Origin of the sequence: Pseudovibrio sp. WM33, from assembly GCF_001623165.1 — a bacterium.
In the GTDB taxonomy this organism is placed as follows: domain Bacteria; phylum Pseudomonadota; class Alphaproteobacteria; order Rhizobiales; family Stappiaceae; genus Pseudovibrio.
The window spans coordinates 80,648-96,526 of the sequence record NZ_LMCK01000010.1 but is presented as its reverse complement, the minus strand read 5'-3'; the positions used below and the strand labels follow the sequence as shown (position 1 = coordinate 96,526).

The following is a 15,879-nucleotide window of genomic DNA, read 5'->3' as shown; positions in this document are numbered from 1 at the left end:
GGTGATGACCAGACTAACTCCATGCACAAGGGAATTAGTCATGACAGAATTTTCCCGGAATACCTCGCTGCAAGCCCTTTCCTCCAGCCATTCGGCACTGCAGAGCCTTGCAGCGCGCATCGAAGGGCTGTTTCAGGCTCTGGGGCATGTCTCCAACGAAGTCTCCAGCCCAAGCCCGCTGTGGAACGCAGCTGTTGCCTTGCAGGATGAACTCTCCGAGCGCCACAGCGATCTCATCAAAGAGCTGGATGCTATGGAAAGCAACATCAGCAAGCTGAACCGGGGAGGGCAGGCATGAGCGCGCTCACCATCTTCGACTTTGAAGATCACAGCCTGCGTACATTGTCGGTAGACGGCCTGTTCTGGTTCATCGCCAAAGACGTTTGCACCGTGCTGGAGATTAAGAACAGCCGCGATGCCGTCACCAAACTTGACAGCGATGACGTTCGTGTCGTTTCAACCGACACGAACGCGGGCAGGCGGCAAACAACTGCGGTGAATGAGAGCGGCCTCTACTCCCTCATTTTTGAATCCCGCAAGCCAGCGGCCAAAAAATTCAAAAAATGGGTGACGGCAGAAGTGCTGCCCGCGCTGCGCCAGTCCGGCACCTACTCCATGGGCCCCACACCGCAAAAACAGCAAGGGCCAGATGCAAAGCAAGTGCTGCTCGTCAACGAGATGAACGCCCGCGCCAATCTGCTCAAAGAAGCACGCTACATCTATGGCCGCGAGGCCGCCATGACCCTGTGGGACAGGCTCGGCCTGCCGGATATCGCAGGCGAGGGCGTCAACCAAGTGGCCGGCACCGCCGCCGATGATCCCGATGGCTGCCTGACCCACCTGATCAACTTCACCTGCGGCAAAAACCTCTCCGTCCGCATTGCTCTGGCCTTCGCCCTGGCAGATGACGTCGGCGCCCGCCGCATGGAGCAACTGGGCATCAAACTCCGCCCCCACGCCTACCCGGATGGCGTCGCCATCGCCTACAATCACGACTACCTGTGGGAGGTCTTCCGCCTCACCCAATGGCACGGCAACTGGAAACTAGCCTTGCAAAAGTTGGCGGGCGCCCACCAATCCCAAAACGCCATCACCATAGACGGCAAACAAAGAAGGGCAGTGATACTGCCCCTCTCATTGGTGGAGAGTTATGTGGGGTAGGGATCAGGTCAGGCAGGTTATTTCCGACCTGCCGTTACCTCCTCTCTGTTGCCAAGCAGAGGTATGCGAGAAGAGAAGTACTGCAATCATCCTCCTAAAAAAACACTTGCCAAGTGCAATGGGCATAATGTACGTAGTCGCTGCTTCACAGCCACAAATCTGGAGAGTTTTTGTTTAAACAAGAGAATCGGTAACCTTGCTGACTGCCTTTTCGCAATCTGACATTTAGGTCGTATTGCAAGAGGGTTGGATCTATCGCTTGTATCAGAGTGATACCCGGCCTGGCAGGAAGCTGAAATTCATGCACCCGGTCCAATTCAATTGGAAAGGCAGACGACTACGCATGTATTTGGGTAACCAACTCCAATGGACATCTCCAGACCAGAGCAGAAAATTCTGCATATGTTGGCGCAAGGCGGTTACATCCGCGTCGAAAAAGACGACGGCCGCCATATTTCCAAAATCGAATTATTCACCCGTGAAGGGTGGAGATTTTCCGGCCTGAGCGACGAAGTATTTCGCAAGCTCAAACGTCGAAAATTGATCGCGTCCAAGCAAAGCGCACCTTACCGTGTCACCAAAAGAGGTCTTACACTTGTAAGATCTCAGGTTGATAATCGTTAGGTTGCCGTGCGCGGGCTTGGTCAAGGTGTCGTCGTCGGTGAATTACGCGATTTATCCGGAAATTCCGAAGCTTATCCAACATCTTAATACTGTGCAGATCAGACAAGCCACTGCTGGCGATCTGTTCTGCAAAGGCCCGCAACTCGTACGCGATCGCTAAATTTGATGGATCTGGTGAAGCGCAACCACGAAACCAACATGGAAAATTAGCATGATCAATACTGAAAACGATAAAGTAGAAATACAAGACCTTCACTTGCAAGCATTTGGCGACGAGGAAGGGCCTGTCATAGAAAAAATGACGGAAGAGTTTTTGTTGTTGCCTGAAACGATCTCGATCAATGTTTATCGAGGATTGCGGATAGCTGGAAACATACTCTTTTCGCCATTTCAACTTGATGATCACCCGGAGAAGAAGTGCTTTCTTCTAGCTCCCTTAGGTGTCTTGCCTGAACATCAGGGAACAGGGATCGGCAAAGAGCTGATCGAGAAAGGCGTGTATCATCTGAAACTCATTGGCGCAGATGCAATCTTTGTTCTTGGTCACCCGAGCTACTATGCATCAAGGGGCTTCGTTCAAGCGAAAGTCCTTTCACCGCACCATGAGCTCATGAAACACCCCGAAGCATGGAGAATGCTGGAAGTTAAACCAGGATCTATGGAAGGTATCGCAGGCACTTCTGTTGCCGCAGAACCAATTATGGATCCTATGTTCTGGGATACCTCCGGCAGACCAGGGTAACACCCGCAAATTGGATAGAAGGGGGAGTACTCCCTTCTATCCAACTATCTGCAGCAGTTGGAGTAAGTCTTCACTTCCCGGGTCGCAATTGGTTTTTGAACCCATCAAGCTATCTGGTGGAAACTGTGATGGAAGATATAATTGTAGAACTCGATATAGGTGTACAGTTAGCTCGTAGTGCAGACCTCTTCGGCTGCCAGAACAGCTTCTTCTTTACTATTGCGCTGCCCGTCTTCAATTAACTCTCGGCCTCTGGTCACAATGAAGTACCAATAAACCCGTCCTCCCTCTTCTGTGTATCTGTCAACACGCATGAGTATGTCTGGGTCGTCTGGTACACGGCCAATGCCTTTCCCGTCACCAATCCTTGCCCCTTCAGCTGGCCCCCAAACGTACTTCAATTTCTTCATTTCTTCTCTCTCAGGCGCATGTGCAATAAGAGCGCCAACATAATGCGAGTAGGCAACCTGAGCGGCTATCGTCCCAAGTGCCTTGGTTGCTTCCCCTCCGGATGCTCTCACGAGAGCCTCATGCAAAATTTGCCATTGCCACATAAGGGCAGGGGGCATTGCAAGCTCTTCCCAAAGCAAAATTGCCACTTCATAGGACTGCATGGACGCGCCGACAAAAGTGTTTCTCTTGCCTTCCTTCTCTTTCCAGTAAAAGCCGGGTAACCACTGCATCACTTAGCTCATGTTCATTATTTGTTCTCATTATGGATATGAGATAATGAAGTGTCAAACCTAGCTTTCGGCGGTGCTGTATTGTGAGGAGCTTTCTGTAGAATTGTCCGTGGTCACCAGCAGCTTATTCAACCAATCCCAATCCTCATATTTATCTGCACTGCTTTGAATGTGAGCGTAACGCTTCAGTGAGGTCCAGCTCCTGTGGCCAGAAACAGCTGCGACATGAGGGATCGTTAGGCCGCTTTCAAACAAGATCGAAATACCCTCGTGCCTCAGATCGTGAAAGTGCAGATCCTCAATACCAAGCACCTTGCAGGCTCTCGTGAAGGTCGTTGAGATGGTTCTCGGATTATAAGGGAAGATCTTCTCGTCAACTTCATCTTGATTTTCAAGGAAGGAGATTGCCCGGTCTGGCAGATCAACCAGAACATCGTTTCCGATCTTCTCACCGGGGTGCTTCATGTCTCTCACCCAGATGCGTTTGTGATCTTTGTCGAAGTCAGCCCACGTTAGTCTGCAAATCTCATCAAGACGGCGCGTAGAAAAAAGAGCAAACGGGATAATCTGCTGCATAGGAGTGCTGCCGGGATATTTTGTTTGGCTAAGGCAAAAGTGCTTTAGCAGCTTGTCCAGCTCCTCCAGTGATGGTCGGCGCTCCCGCTGTTTGGACTTTGACGTGATGCCAAGGCGCTTGCACACAATGTGAGCGTCTTCCATGACTTGCTTGTTGAGAGGATAGCCCCATGCAGCGCGTGCAATGGAAAACACTGCTGAAAGATGGGAGAGATAATTGCCGACTGTTTGCGGCTGGACGTTTTGAGAAAGCTGTTTTGCAAACTCAACGATGTGCTCGGACCGGATCTCAGTGCAGTCCAGGTCTGCGATCGCATGTTGTTCTCGGATAGTCTCCAGAACCTGAGACTTTGTGCGGCCAATGTTTTTGTTGTGATCTTCGATATATCGCTTTATTACCTCCCCTAAAGTCTTCGAGGGTTTTTGGGCTTGTTCTAGCCCACCTGGAGGCGATAATTCGGTCTCTCGTTTGTTGAGCCATGCTTGGGCTGCCCTCTTGCGGGAGAAGACCTTGCTTTCTCGATGGACAATTTTGCCTTTTCGCTTGATGAGTATCTGCGCGCAATGTGAGATACTGCCATCTTTGCGTGGTTTTGAGACTATAGTGCCCATCGGTACGAACCGTCCTTTTCGAGTACGAATTATTCGTACCAGAAGGGACGCGATAGTCAATAACGGACAGAAACGGTACGAATTCGATAGAGTTCTAGGAATGCTAAATGATTGAAAAAACAAAAAAACTCTATGATATCAATCAGTCTGTCTTCGCGGTCGCGCCGATGCTTGATTGGACGGACAGGCATTGTCGTGCATTTCATCGTATCCTTTCAAAGAACTCGCTGCTCTATACTGAGATGGTTACCACTGGCGCCTTGATCCATGGCGACAGGGACCGTCATCTCCGTTTTTCTAAAGATGAACAACCAGTTGCCTGCCAGTTGGGTGGCTCTGATCCTAAAGCGCTGGCCGAATGCGCCAAGATGGTTGAAGACTGGGGCTATGATGAGGTCAACCTCAACGTGGGTTGCCCATCTGACCGCGTGCAGTCCGGCAAGTTTGGTGCCTGTTTGATGCTGGAGCCAGAGCTGGTGGCGGAAGGCATTGCCGCCATGAAGGATGTGGTGTCCATTCCAGTCACCACCAAATGCCGTATTGGGGTGGATGATCAGGAGCCGGAAGAAGCGCTGAATGCGTTGGCAGATAAAGTCATCGCAGCTGGCACAGACGCACTGTGGGTGCATGCCCGCAAGGCTTGGTTGAAAGGCCTGAGCCCGAAGGAAAACCGCGATGTGCCGCCGCTGGATTATGACCTTGTCTACCGTCTGAAGCAGCGTTTGCCGGATGTGTTTATCGGCGTCAACGGCGGTGTTGCCACATTGGAAGAGACCTCAGCGCATTTGGAAAAGCTGGACGGCGTCATGATGGGCCGCGCAGCCTATCAAAACCCGATGTTGCTGGCAGAGGTTGACCGGGTGGTCTATGGCGAAGCCACGGATACAATTTCGCCGGTTGAAGCGATGGACATCTACCGCAGCTATATCGAGGATGAGTTGATGGCTGGCACTAAGCTCGCGTCCATCACCCGCCACATTTTAGGAACATACCAAGGCGTTCCCGGTGCCCGTCACTTCCGCCGTATCATGACGGTAGAAGCCAACAAGGCTGGCGCTGGCATTGAGGTGCTGGAAGATGCACTGGCCGCCGTATCACACCATCAAAGCGCAATGCGTGAAGCACGTGAGCAAAAAGAGGCCGCATTGATTTAGAGCGTATTCCCGGCAAATCGACACCGGTTTTCGGACAAGAGTACGCATGAGGGATGCGGGCTCCCGAAAAAATGGATATCGGTTTTCGGAAAAGAATACGCGTAGCAAAATTCGTTTGGAATTGAGGAGGGGCAGCATGGACATGATTTCAGCGTCTATGCTGGGTTTCGGAGCGGCATTGGTTGCCTCCGGCGCACTAGCAGGTTTTCTGGCAGGATTGTTTGGTATCGGAGGCGGCGCAATCCTTGTGCCGGTTCTCGTGACCATTTTAACGGAAGTGGGCGTTGATCCTGACGTCGTGGTCCACATCTCGGTGGCATCCTCTCTGGGAGTGATCGTCCCAACGTCTTTACGGTCGTTCTTCGCACATAAAAAGAAGGGCGCTGTGGATCTGTCCTTGCTGAAAAGCTGGATTATTCCGGTGCCTATTGGCGTGCTGCTGGCATCTTACGTCGCCGCGCTCGTTTCAGGGGATACGCTCAAGGGCATCTTTGCTGTGATCGCGTTTGTGGTCGCCATGCGCATGCTGTTCAACCGTGAAAGCTGGAAGCTGGGCGACGATATTCCAGGCAATCCGGTGCGTGCGCTCATTGGCGTGCTGATCGGCTTCTTCTCAACGCTCATGGGCATTGGCGGCGGCGTCATGAACAACACTTTCATGACCTTGTTTGGCCGTCCGATCCATCAGGCGGTTGCAACATCCTCTGGTGTTGGAGTGTTGATTTCCATTCCAGCTGTTTTTGGCATGGTCGCGGCTGGGTGGGGCGCACCCAATCTGCCACCGTTCTCTGTTGGCTACATCAACCTGCTGGCCGTGGCGCTGATCATTCCGATCACAATCTATGTGGCACCATTGGGCGCGCACTTTGCGCACAAACTGCCAAAGCGAAAGCTGGAAGTCGCGTTCGGTGTCTTCCTGCTCATCGCTTGCGCCCGGTTTACCTTCAGCCTGCTGTAAGCCAGCCCCTCGTAGAAACAAGACAAGCCGCTGACAGTGATGTCAGCGGCTTTCTTTTATCTGATATCAGATGAATGATTTATCGAGCCTTCAGGATCAGTTGATTGCCTTCCACGCGCCAGCTGGCAAACGTGTTCAGGGCGCTCATGCCCAACAAGCTGGTTGAGAGCATCTCCTCCTGCGCCACAAAGGCAGGCACGTCGTTTAGGTCCCAGTTTCCGATCTGCATATCTTGCAAGCGCACACGGGCCACAAAGCCCATGCCGTTGGCAGTCGAAACCGGTGTTGTGAAGGACAGGTTCTGCGTATCGATGCCAACCCGGCGGGCATCGCCATAAGACAGGGTGATATGGGACGCGCCTGTATCCACCAGCATATCGACAGAGGTGCCATCCACCTGTGCATCAATGAAAAACTGATGGTTGATGCCGCGTGAGATCACCAACTCGCCGCTTGCTGTCTGGGAGATAGAGCCGGGGAACAGCTCGGACATCACGCGGTCACAAACGGTCATCAACTCATAGCGGTACGAGTAGCCTATGATCAGCAGCAGAGCCAGGCCACCCCAGAAGACGACTGCGCCAAAAACTTCGCGAAACTTCGGGCGGCGGATGAGCATGCCCATCCCAATCACAATACCCATGGCGAGCAGGGCAACAAGGCGCGGCCCGTCCTCCTGAAATTTGTCGCCCAAAAACTCAGGTGTTCCAAGGTATCCAGTCGCAACGCCAATCACCATTGCGCCAATAAGGATGACAAGGCCTATCGTCCAGCGCATTGCACACCCTCCTGTGTTGCCGTGAGAAATCGGGCTTTCCGGGCAGGGAGCTTGGCCAGCACATCATGTTGAGCTTGCGCGGAGAGGGAATTCCATCCGGCGATCTCACTCAAAAGACGCCAACAGCTCACGCACATTGTCCGGTCTTCATCCAGCTTACACAGTTTTAAACAAGGGCTGGCGGGTGGTTCTAAGGTGACTGACAAAATAAAGTCCTACAAAATCGCTGGGGCTCCAACGCGCATTTTAGGGGCGCGTTGAAACTGATCCGGGTGTGCTCACCACAATCTTGGCTGTGTGGCCAAGGAACTCGGTAAAGCTGCGTCCGGCATTGCCAAGGCGCCCGCCAATACCTTGTTTGCTTCTGTTCTGCTTGCCCTGTTCAAGCGCTTTCACAAGTTGAGGGCCAAACTGAGCAAGCTGCGCATACTTGTCATGGTTGATCGAATCTTGTGACTCAACCTCTGTCAGATCAATAACAACAATGCCAAGTTTGGTCAGCCTTTCGTCGTCTTCCACATCACCAACACGCGCTTTACCACCCGCAAGCCTGCGAGAGAAGCGCAGTGCCCGGTCATCACGCGAGACCAGAACGAAAACAGGGTTTGCTCTGTACCCAAGAGAGGTAATCATTGTTTCGAAAACATCAATATCGATGTCAGGAGATGCCATGACAACGGTGACTTTTTTATTCTTCAAAAGCCCTTTGCCCTGAAGCTCCATTTGCCTCAAGGTCTCCAGAAGCAGCAGGTTTCCAAGAGAATGAGCCACAATCGTGATACGCTGCGCCTTGGAGTTGGTCAGATCAATGAGGGCCTTCTCCAGCCCATCTCGCGCGATGGCAACACTGTTGGTGTCATAAATATAGTCTGTGAGATAACCCGCAGAGGCCCAGGTGAATAAAATGGGCAAGCGCCTTTCTTTTGCATCAGCTGCCATTTGCGCCAGCCTGAAAACGCCCTCAGAAAAGCGGGTGTTGTACCCATGAATAAACAGCACAGCCTCGCGCTCATTTCCGGAGCGCATTGCAAGTTCGCGGTTTATCTCTTTCTGAAACGCGGCATTCCCATCAATGTAAGAGACTTGACGCACCACAAAATCAGTGTTCGGGTCGCCTGGAGGGGAAGACGGCCATGCAATCCGGCCTGGTTTATGGGTTGGCGGAATGGAGATGGTCGCCGACCCGAAGTCCACACCTTCAGCTCGCTGGGAAGAGTAAAACTCATGAGGGACGTCAGAGCGCGCGCGGGTGGTGGCGATGAGCATGCTGACTTCTCTGGTCCCCGGCGCTTCCTCTAATGTAACACGCAAGGCATCCGGTCCGGGCCGCGAGGCACAACCAGCAAGGACGGCAGCAGCCAGCGCAAAGGTGGCAACTCGTTTTAATGCAGACAGTGCGCAAGCAAAAGAAGGCGTCATGGTTTCTCCGGGCCCGTACGGTTCAATCAGTGGGTCACTCGCGTTCTAGGCAGTCAATGCGCGTAGAATAAAGCTAAAATGCTAGCAAAAGATTGCACAATGATGGTTTCTTAAAAGCGCTGCCTCGGTTTTCAGGCAAGGACACAAAGCAGGCTCTAAAGAGCAAGGACGCCCAGCAGGAAGCCCAGTGAACCAACTTGTTGCGTAGCCCCCAAAACATCACCAGTGATGCCCTTGATTTTTGCCAGAGACAGTTTTGCTAGGGCGCCGACTACTACAAAGCTGAATGCTGCCCCAAACGCCACCTGCCAGAAGCTGAGGTAGAGCAAGCTTATGATCAGCAGCGGCAAGGCAAAGCCTGCAGCCCAGGAAACCGCACTGTTCTGGGGAATGCCAAAGCGGGTGGATAGCCCACCATGATAAGCAGGTGGCATGGTGTTCCAAATCCAGATCATGCCAACCCGGCCAGTCGTTTCCGCTGCCAGATAGCCAAGCGCCGCGCCCATGCCGCCAAACCTCTCCAGCAACATGGAAAGAAGCAGCCAGCGCAGGCTCAGGGAAAGCACAAGTGCCACTGTGCCAAAAGCCCCAATGCGGCTGTCTTTCATGATCTCAAGCCGCCGCTCAGCCGTATGACCTCCAAAGAACCCGTCAACCACATCAGAAAGGCCGTCTTCATGCAGGCAGCCCTGCACAGCCGCCGCCACAGCAACCGCAAGCAGTGCAATAACGGCAGGCGACAGAGCACTCTGGGAGAGTATGAGCAACACCAGCATGCTTGGCAGTGAAATGACAATACCCGCCAGCGGAATGCTGCGTGCGCGCATACGAAAATCCGGTGCTGTGTTCAAATCATCCCAGCTCCCAAGTTTCGGCAGGGGAATGCGGGAGAAGAAGCGCACCAGTTCCGCCACCTCGGCAAAGATGGAGGAAGGCGTGGGAAGAGAATCTTCTGAATGTTTGTCGTCGGACATGATGAGTTCTCACAGAAATGAAACAGGCATCAAGAGCTTCTGAATTCAGTTAAAGCGCGTTCCATTTGATTGTTTCAATCAAATGACAAGAATTCGCTCAAACACAAAGATTTCAGAGCATGGCGCATGAATACGCAAGCTCTAAATCAACAATTTGTAGTTTGCAAAGCCGTGGAAACCACAAATAGTTGATAAGTCTCATTTGTATTCTGCCTCCAGTGGCTTATAGATCTGCGCAAACAACAAGGCGCAAAAATTCATTTTGCGGGTCAACTAATGTGCATCTCCGAAAAGTGGAAACCGGTTTTTGGATCAAAGATGCGCGGAAACAAAAGCTAAAGCAGTTCAACTGATCCAACCTGAATGAGAACTGCTTTAAGTTCGGAGAAGCGTATGTCTCTTGCAACGTCTGCACTGCCATTCGATGATATCAGAAACCTGGTGGGCGCAATGCCTGGTCCAAGCCTTGAAGCAATTGAGGCGGTGAAGAAACGCGATGCGCAGTTGACGAAGCCTCAAGGCTCTTTGGGCCGTCTGGAAGAGCTGGTGGAATGGCTGGCAGCCTGGCAGGGCATGCCAATGCCAAAAGTCACCCGCCCACTGGTTGCTGTGTTTGCCGCAAACCATGGCGTTGCTGACAAAGGCGTTTCTGCTTTCCCGAAAGAAGTGACCGCGCAGATGGTCTCCAACTTTGCAGCGGGCGGCGCAGCCGTAAACCAGCTTTGCATTGCCTATGACCTTGGCCTCAAAGTGTTTGAACTGGCGCTCGAAATGCCAACTCCGGACATCTCTGAGGAAGACGCCTTTGAAGAATCCGAGTGCGCAGCAACCATGGCCTTCGGCATGGAAGCGATCTCCGGCGGGACGGATCTGCTCTGCCTTGGCGAAATGGGCATCGCAAACACCACTGTAGCCGCTGCCATCTTCTACGCGCTGTTCGGCGGCACTGCAGAAGAGTGGGTTGGCCCAGGCACTGGTGTTCAGGGTGATGCGCTGAAAAACAAGATTGCTGTTGTTGAGCAAGCTGTGCAGCGGATCGGCGGACCGGGCAAAGTGGAGCCTCTGGAAGTTCTGCGCCGGATTGGTGGCCGCGAAATCGCAGCAATGGCCGGTGTTATTCTTGCAGCGCGCATGCAGCAGGTTCCTGTCGTTGTTGATGGTTTCGTCACCTCCGCCGCAGCTGCCATCCTTTACAAGATGGATAAAACCGCATTGGAGCACTGTGTGTTCTCTCATGCCTCCGCTGAGCCTGCACACCGCCGCGCCCTGACGCAGATGGGCGGCAAGCCTCTTCTGGATCTGGGCATGCGCCTGGGTGAAGGCTCCGGTGCAGCCATCGCAGCTGGCATCATCAAAGCAGCAGCAGCAACGCATGCAGGCATGGCGACCTTCGCTGATGCAGGCGTTGCAGCTCAGGACTAAGTTGAGAATAACCCCTCCGCCGAGGAGGGGAATAAATTGAAAAAAAGGCCGCCTCACTCAGACGAGTTGAGGCGGCCTTTTTCAATTTCAGCAAATAACGCAGGAAAAACGCTTTCCTTTCAAACCAACGCACATAGCAACGCAAACGTGGGTTTGATGAGCTGCGTTAATCGACAAAGCGCCAGGTATTAGCACCATCAAAGTGGCGCACACGGATGTCTTTCACATCCTCAGCAGGCACCAGCCGTGTGTTCACCGCCATTTTATCCCCGTCAGGATCAACCGGCGCCCAGTGCGTGGTGTTCCCGCACGTTTTGCAGATATGGAACTCAAGGCCCTTGTCGCCCCACAAATACGTAAAGGTCGCGTCCGGCTCTTTCTCAATACTCACGTTCTTGGGCGAACCATGCGCCCAGATGGTGCCGTAGCGACGACAGGCAGAGCAATTACACTCCGTCAGCCACTCTGGTTTTTCACGAAATTCAAACTTAACTGCACCGCAATGGCATGAGCCACGTAACATGTGTTTCTCCCCGTAAATGAATAGGTAAATGAATAGGAGCGTTGATCCGCAAACCCAAAGCAAAGCAGGGTGCAGGATCAAGATGAAAAGGGAATGGGCTTAATCCAGAAACTGCCCCGTATCAGCACCGTCAAAATGACGGATGGGGATGTCTTTCACATCCTCAATTGGCACAAGGCGTGTGTTGACTGCCATACGGTCATAATCCTCGTCCAGATCGGACCAGTGAGTGGTGTTTCCGCAGGTTTTACAGGTATGGAACGCGATCATCTTATCACCCCAAATATAGGTGAATGTCGCATCAGGAGCTTTTTCAATGCTCACATTCCTGGGTGATCCGTGCGCCCAAACAGTGCCGTAACGACGACAGGCAGAGCAATTGCACTCTGTCAGCCATTCTGGATTTTCACGAAATTCAAATTTAACTGCACCGCAATGGCATGAACCACGAAGCATACATCCCCCCAATATACGCACCTAGAACAAATTAGGAACGTATACCCTTAACCTGCACGAAGCAAGGGCTCTCTATCCTTGCGTGTACTCGGGTCTGGTGTGGGGATCGGGTCGATATGGCTCAGCACGCGTTTGGCTGGCAGCGAGATTGTCGCCTGCGTTCCTTCACGCAGTTTGGAGGCCAGCTTGAACTCGCCCTCATGCATATGCGCCAGCGCTTGCACAATGGAAAGGCCAAGGCCGGTGCCTTGCTCCGCATCCTGAATGGCCTGCGTGCCCTGACCAAAAGCCTGCAGCACCACAGGGATCTCTTCCTCAGGAATACCAGTCCCTGTATCGCTGACACTGATGTACTGACCGCCTGAATTGTCGATGCCCACATGAATTGAGATTTCCCCCTCAGGAGGCGTAAACTTCACGGCGTTGGTCAAAAGGTTCAGCACCATCTGGCGCAGGGCTTTTTCATCGGCCCAGACTTTGCTCAGACCACTCTCGTAGATCTCATGAATCTCGATGTTCTTCGCCGCCGCCCGCATATGCATCATGTGCTTGCAGGCCGCTGCCACGTCACGCAAACAGACTGGTTCCTCCTGCAACTCATAACGGCCTGCCTCAATGCGAGACAGGTCCAGAATCTCATTGATCAGATTGAGCAGATGTTCACCAGACTGATTGATATCCTTGGAGTAATCCAGATAGGTTTTATTATGCATCTGGCCAAGAACTTCGTCCTTCATCACCTCAGAGAACCCGAGAATCGCATTCAGAGGTGTGCGTAATTCGTGACTCATTGTCGCAAGAAAACGTGTCTTGGCGAGGTTCGCTTCCTCAGCCCGCCGCCGCGCTTCCTGAGAAATTGCATTCACCTGTTCCATCTCGGAGATCAGGTGGTCCTTCTCAGCGCGGTATTCCAGCAAGGTCAAAGCGGAGTTATGCAATTGTTTGCTGAGGATATAAAAGAACAGCTGCGCCCCTATCGCCATCATCCCCATCGCGTAATGAGGCATGCTGTCATACTGCCAGAAACTGAAGATCAGTGCGCCCGTAATCGGGGCGGTGGCAGCCAGCAAAGCGCCGGGGAGAGGGGACGACAACATGGTCGCCATGGCAATGACGATCAGCATGGTCGCAAACTGGAAAACGCCAAACCCGTAATCCGTGTTGAACTGCAGGTTTCCGATAAAAAAGATAGCCCAAACAATGCCATAGAGCATGTCACCAGCAAAAAGTTCTCTGCGAATTGAGCGCAGATCACCTTCCTGAGCTAAGCTTTTTTCCATCCGTTTTGTAGAAAGAAGAATAAGGGAGTGGGCGATCAGCATGGCGGCTAGCCAGCCTCCGGCCACTTCCACAGGAAGCCATACACTTGAGATGGTCGCAGCCACAATGGCGATCATCGGCATGGCGTAGGCCACGGACAATCTGTTCTTCACGAACATCAAAATAAGATCAGCTTCAAAACTGGGTCTCACGCCCTCAACGGTGCCAAGACGTTCGCGAGCATCCGTTACGGTACGTGCAACCTCGCGCCGGCGATTTGCTCGGGCACGATTAATAGTTGTTTTGTCCTTACTATTCTGCGACGATCCGTTGTTCATGTATTCTCGGCCTCTGTGTGCCAATAGATTGACGGGATACTTGCTCTTTTGACCAGAATGAACATGATCTCTTAAGATTGCTCTGATTCATAAGGTTAATGTTGAGTTTACAGGGTCTAAAAAATGCTAGGTTTTTGCCCCATTTTGGGACAGATTCTCTTTTAGATTGTAGGGGCAACAGCTCGTGGTTGTTGGGAGGCACCGTTGAAACTTTATAGCCATAGGCAAGCACCTAACCCTTTTCGCGTCACTCTGTTCCTTGCTGAGAAGGGCGTTAAGGTTAACACTGCCTACGTAGATTTCATGCATGGCGAATTGAAGGCAGATGAGTTTAAAGCGATCAATCCGTTTCAGCGATTGCCCGTGCTCGTGCTGGAGGATGGAACAGCGATATCTGAAAGCTGTGCCATCTGTCGCTACATAGAAGAAATGAACCCACTCAAGCCTTTGCTGGGCCAGACGGCCAAGGAAAGAGCACTGATTGAGATGTGGAACCGGCGCGCTGATCTGAGGCTGTTAAGTCAGATTTCTCAGGTATTCCGCCACACCAATCCGGCCATGGCTCCGCTGGAGCAGCCGCAGATCAAAGAATGGGGAGAAGCGAACAGGCCTAAAGTTCTGGAGACACTGGCCATTTTTGATAGGCAACTGGCAGACAATCAGTTTGTTGCCGGTGACCGGTATTCAATCGCTGACATCACATTGTTCGCAGCAATCAACTTTGCTCGCGTAATTAAGCTGCAAGTCCCTGAGGAACTTGGTAATCTGCGCAGATGGTATGCAAAGATGACAGAGCGCCCGGGCGTGCAGGCAGCCCTTCAGGTGATGAAAGAGACCTCCAGCGCTTAAGAGAGCGCATTGCCGCGTGCAGGGTTTGTGTAGAGCAGCCCATCCGCCAGCCATTGCCTCACGAGCCAAGGCCCGTTGTTGTGCTGTCCTCAACGGCACGTATCGCCATATGCGGTCAGGCACCGGGAACGCGCGTCCACGCCTCTGGCAAGCCGTTTACCGACCCGTCAGGAGATCGCCTGCGCGACTGGATGGGCATAGGGGAAGAGGTCTTCTACGACCCCGCCAAACTTGCAATTATCCCCATGGGCCTGTGTTTTCCGGGATTGGACTCAAAGGGGGGCGACAAGCCGCCGAGGCCGGAATGCAAGAAGACCTGGCATCAAGAAATATTCAGCAATATGCCACAGATTGAAACGCTGCTGGCAATAGGTGGCTACGCACAGGCCTACCACATGCCCGAGCTGACCAAAAAACGCCTCTGGGAAACAATTGCTGATTTTCGATCAATCTGGGACAGGACAGTCGAGCGCCATGCCCAAGGCCTCGGCCCTCGCGTTCTCCCGCTCCCCCATCCTTGCTGGCGCAACAACGCCCACATAAAAAAATACCCCTGGTTCGAAAATGAGCTGCTTCCGCTCCTGAAAGAAGAAGTAAGACGTCTTTTGAGCTGATTTGAGAGATTCTTTTTTTATGTGCCTATGAATATGGGATTGGTTTTCTTTGGCTCCTGCTGAAATCCATCTTGATGAAAATAAATTTCATGAAATTAATGGTGTGTAGAACGAAAACCTATATTCCTGCATAAATCTTGCTGTTTGAAGCTGGAATAACATTTCACATGACCTTATGCTTCCTGCAATGATTTTGCGCCAAACAATAATTCCGGTGGGAGATAGGGGTATAATATGATCGATAGGATCGACCGTCGCATTCTGTCCATTCTACAAGAAGACAGCACCATTCCCGTAGCTGAGATTGGTCGCCGCGTCGGCCTGTCAACCACCCCATGCTGGCGTCGTATCCAGAAGATGGAAGAGGACGGGGTCATCACCCGCCGCGTTGCAGTGCTTGACCCAAAGAAGGTCAACGCCAAAGTCACCGCCTTCGTCGCCATCACCACCAACGAACACACCGACGACTGGCTCCGCAAATTTGCAGATGTCATCCGAGAGTTCCCGGAAGTGGTGGAGTTCTACCGCATGGCCGGACAGGTAGACTACCTGCTGCGCGTTGCCGTGCCAGACATTGATGCCTACGACGATTTCTATAAGCGGCTGATTGCAAAGGTAAATATCGCAGACGTGTCCACGTCTTTCGCGATGGAGCAGATCAAGTACACCACCGAACTGCCGCTCTCCTACATCATCGCTGAAAAGCCAAAAGCGAACATGTCATAGGACTTGTTCG

At 52.4% G+C, this 15,879-nt stretch carries 19 protein-coding genes; 10 read left to right on the top strand and 9 right to left on the bottom strand.

Going from position 1 to position 15,879, the window contains the following annotated elements; genetic code table 11:
• Positions 1 to 40: 40 nt before the first annotated feature.
• The 4 genes from PsWM33_RS02535 to PsWM33_RS02520 all read left to right on the top strand — a co-directional run bounded on the left by PsWM33_RS02535 (position 41) and on the right by PsWM33_RS02520 (position 2,527).
• A complete protein-coding gene (locus PsWM33_RS02535) occupies positions 41 to 298 on the top strand; it encodes a hypothetical protein (protein WP_063299095.1) in 258 nt (85 codons plus the stop codon).
• A complete protein-coding gene (locus PsWM33_RS02530) occupies positions 295 to 1,161 on the top strand; it encodes a BRO-N domain-containing protein (protein WP_063299094.1) in 867 nt (288 codons plus the stop codon). The genes PsWM33_RS02535 and PsWM33_RS02530 overlap by 4 nt, the downstream gene beginning before the upstream one ends.
• 366 nt (positions 1,162 to 1,527) lie before the next feature.
• On the top strand, positions 1,528 to 1,785 hold the full coding sequence (locus PsWM33_RS02525) for a YjhX family toxin (protein WP_063299093.1): 258 nt from the start codon (positions 1,528 to 1,530) through the stop codon (positions 1,783 to 1,785).
• Positions 1,786 to 1,996: 211 nt separating this feature from the next.
• Positions 1,997 to 2,527, top strand: a complete 531-nt coding sequence (locus PsWM33_RS02520) for a GNAT family N-acetyltransferase (RefSeq protein WP_063295960.1) — start codon at positions 1,997 to 1,999, stop codon at positions 2,525 to 2,527.
• Between the two features lie 167 nt (positions 2,528 to 2,694).
• Here the strand turns inward: PsWM33_RS02520 and PsWM33_RS02515 are convergent, their stop codons facing one another.
• Positions 2,695 to 3,210, bottom strand: a complete 516-nt coding sequence (locus PsWM33_RS02515; RefSeq protein WP_063296366.1) for a hypothetical protein — start codon at positions 3,208 to 3,210, stop codon at positions 2,695 to 2,697.
• A 60-nt stretch (positions 3,211 to 3,270) separates the two neighbouring features.
• Positions 3,271 to 4,398 (bottom strand): integrase, encoded by a 1,128-nt coding sequence (locus tag PsWM33_RS02510; RefSeq protein ID WP_063299092.1) that lies wholly within the window; start codon positions 4,396 to 4,398, stop codon positions 3,271 to 3,273.
• 107 nt (positions 4,399 to 4,505) lie between these two features.
• Here PsWM33_RS02510 and dusA point away from each other — a divergent pair, with 107 nt between their 5' ends.
• Complete coding sequence (gene dusA, locus PsWM33_RS02505) at positions 4,506 to 5,552, top strand: tRNA dihydrouridine(20/20a) synthase DusA (protein ID WP_063299091.1); 1,047 nt, start codon at positions 4,506 to 4,508, stop codon at positions 5,550 to 5,552.
• A 136-nt stretch (positions 5,553 to 5,688) separates the two neighbouring features.
• On the top strand, positions 5,689 to 6,510 hold the full coding sequence (locus PsWM33_RS02500) for a sulfite exporter TauE/SafE family protein (protein WP_063299090.1): 822 nt from the start codon (positions 5,689 to 5,691) through the stop codon (positions 6,508 to 6,510).
• 79 nt (positions 6,511 to 6,589) lie between these two features.
• Here the strand turns inward: PsWM33_RS02500 and PsWM33_RS02495 are convergent, their stop codons facing one another.
• The 4 genes from PsWM33_RS02495 to PsWM33_RS02485 form a co-directional block, all read right to left on the bottom strand.
• Positions 6,590 to 7,288, bottom strand: coding sequence for a retropepsin-like aspartic protease family protein (locus PsWM33_RS02495; protein WP_063299089.1), 699 nt, complete (start codon positions 7,286 to 7,288; stop codon positions 6,590 to 6,592).
• Positions 7,273 to 7,494, bottom strand: a complete 222-nt coding sequence (locus PsWM33_RS26635; protein ID WP_206598969.1) for a DUF1289 domain-containing protein — start codon at positions 7,492 to 7,494, stop codon at positions 7,273 to 7,275. Before PsWM33_RS26635 ends, PsWM33_RS02495 begins: the two co-directional genes overlap by 16 nt.
• A gap of 40 nt (positions 7,495 to 7,534) precedes the next feature.
• Positions 7,535 to 8,707, bottom strand: coding sequence for an alpha/beta hydrolase (locus PsWM33_RS02490; RefSeq protein ID WP_063299088.1), 1,173 nt, complete (start codon positions 8,705 to 8,707; stop codon positions 7,535 to 7,537).
• A 155-nt stretch (positions 8,708 to 8,862) separates the two neighbouring features.
• Positions 8,863 to 9,681: an adenosylcobinamide-GDP ribazoletransferase gene (locus tag PsWM33_RS02485; protein WP_063299087.1), complete on the bottom strand. Its 819-nt coding sequence runs from the start codon at positions 9,679 to 9,681 to the stop codon at positions 8,863 to 8,865.
• A 393-nt stretch (positions 9,682 to 10,074) separates the two neighbouring features.
• On the opposite strand from PsWM33_RS02485, the gene cobT reads away from it, so the two are divergent.
• A complete protein-coding gene (cobT, locus tag PsWM33_RS02480) occupies positions 10,075 to 11,103 on the top strand; it encodes a nicotinate-nucleotide--dimethylbenzimidazole phosphoribosyltransferase (RefSeq protein WP_063288309.1) in 1,029 nt (342 codons plus the stop codon).
• 166 nt (positions 11,104 to 11,269) lie between these two features.
• On the opposite strand, the gene PsWM33_RS27875 is transcribed toward cobT, so the two are convergent.
• From PsWM33_RS27875 to PsWM33_RS02465, 3 genes are all read right to left on the bottom strand, one after another.
• Positions 11,270 to 11,626, bottom strand: coding sequence for a GFA family protein (locus tag PsWM33_RS27875; protein ID WP_208994359.1), 357 nt, complete (start codon positions 11,624 to 11,626; stop codon positions 11,270 to 11,272).
• A 99-nt stretch (positions 11,627 to 11,725) separates the two neighbouring features.
• Positions 11,726 to 12,082: a GFA family protein gene (locus tag PsWM33_RS27870; RefSeq protein ID WP_208981844.1), complete on the bottom strand. Its 357-nt coding sequence runs from the start codon at positions 12,080 to 12,082 to the stop codon at positions 11,726 to 11,728.
• A gap of 47 nt (positions 12,083 to 12,129) precedes the next feature.
• Positions 12,130 to 13,680, bottom strand: coding sequence for a sensor histidine kinase (locus PsWM33_RS02465; protein WP_275078087.1), 1,551 nt, complete (start codon positions 13,678 to 13,680; stop codon positions 12,130 to 12,132).
• Positions 13,681 to 13,884: 204 nt separating this feature from the next.
• Between PsWM33_RS02465 and PsWM33_RS02460 the strand changes: the two genes are divergently transcribed.
• The 3 genes from PsWM33_RS02460 to PsWM33_RS02450 all read left to right on the top strand — a co-directional run bounded on the left by PsWM33_RS02460 (position 13,885) and on the right by PsWM33_RS02450 (position 15,869).
• Positions 13,885 to 14,529, top strand: a complete 645-nt coding sequence (locus PsWM33_RS02460; RefSeq protein WP_082826840.1) for a glutathione S-transferase — start codon at positions 13,885 to 13,887, stop codon at positions 14,527 to 14,529.
• An 80-nt stretch (positions 14,530 to 14,609) separates the two neighbouring features.
• Positions 14,610 to 15,143: a uracil-DNA glycosylase family protein gene (locus PsWM33_RS02455; RefSeq protein ID WP_082826844.1), complete on the top strand. Its 534-nt coding sequence runs from the start codon at positions 14,610 to 14,612 to the stop codon at positions 15,141 to 15,143.
• Positions 15,144 to 15,377: 234 nt separating this feature from the next.
• Positions 15,378 to 15,869 carry an Lrp/AsnC family transcriptional regulator gene (locus tag PsWM33_RS02450; RefSeq protein ID WP_057465982.1) on the top strand — a complete coding sequence of 164 codons (492 nt, stop codon included), beginning with the start codon at positions 15,378 to 15,380 and terminating at the stop codon, positions 15,867 to 15,869.
• Positions 15,870 to 15,879: the final 10 nt, after the last annotated feature.

Excerpts from the sequence above, each read along its gene's own strand:
- PsWM33_RS02530 (WP_063299094.1), top strand. The coding sequence starts at position 295 with ATGAGCGCGCTCACCATCTTCGACTTTGAAGATCACAGCCTGCGTACA.
- cobT (WP_063288309.1), top strand. The coding sequence starts at position 10,075 with ATGTCTCTTGCAACGTCTGCACTGCCATTCGATGATATCAGAAACCTG.
- PsWM33_RS02500 (WP_063299090.1), top strand. The coding sequence starts at position 5,689 with ATGGACATGATTTCAGCGTCTATGCTGGGTTTCGGAGCGGCATTGGTT.
- PsWM33_RS27875 (WP_208994359.1), bottom strand. The coding sequence starts at position 11,626 with ATGTTACGTGGCTCATGCCATTGCGGTGCAGTTAAGTTTGAATTTCGT.
- PsWM33_RS02450 (WP_057465982.1), top strand. The coding sequence starts at position 15,378 with ATGATCGATAGGATCGACCGTCGCATTCTGTCCATTCTACAAGAAGAC.
- PsWM33_RS02490 (WP_063299088.1), bottom strand. The coding sequence starts at position 8,707 with ATGACGCCTTCTTTTGCTTGCGCACTGTCTGCATTAAAACGAGTTGCC.
- PsWM33_RS02495 (WP_063299089.1), bottom strand. The coding sequence starts at position 7,288 with ATGCGCTGGACGATAGGCCTTGTCATCCTTATTGGCGCAATGGTGATT.
- PsWM33_RS27870 (WP_208981844.1), bottom strand. The coding sequence starts at position 12,082 with ATGCTTCGTGGTTCATGCCATTGCGGTGCAGTTAAATTTGAATTTCGT.
- PsWM33_RS02485 (WP_063299087.1), bottom strand. The coding sequence starts at position 9,681 with ATGTCCGACGACAAACATTCAGAAGATTCTCTTCCCACGCCTTCCTCC.
- dusA (WP_063299091.1), top strand. The coding sequence starts at position 4,506 with ATGATTGAAAAAACAAAAAAACTCTATGATATCAATCAGTCTGTCTTC.
- PsWM33_RS02515 (WP_063296366.1), bottom strand. The coding sequence starts at position 3,210 with ATGCAGTGGTTACCCGGCTTTTACTGGAAAGAGAAGGAAGGCAAGAGA.
- PsWM33_RS02510 (WP_063299092.1), bottom strand. The coding sequence starts at position 4,398 with ATGGGCACTATAGTCTCAAAACCACGCAAAGATGGCAGTATCTCACAT.
- PsWM33_RS02520 (WP_063295960.1), top strand. The coding sequence starts at position 1,997 with ATGATCAATACTGAAAACGATAAAGTAGAAATACAAGACCTTCACTTG.
- PsWM33_RS02525 (WP_063299093.1), top strand. The coding sequence starts at position 1,528 with ATGGACATCTCCAGACCAGAGCAGAAAATTCTGCATATGTTGGCGCAA.
- PsWM33_RS02465 (WP_275078087.1), bottom strand. The coding sequence starts at position 13,680 with ATGAACAACGGATCGTCGCAGAATAGTAAGGACAAAACAACTATTAAT.
- PsWM33_RS02535 (WP_063299095.1), top strand. The coding sequence starts at position 41 with ATGACAGAATTTTCCCGGAATACCTCGCTGCAAGCCCTTTCCTCCAGC.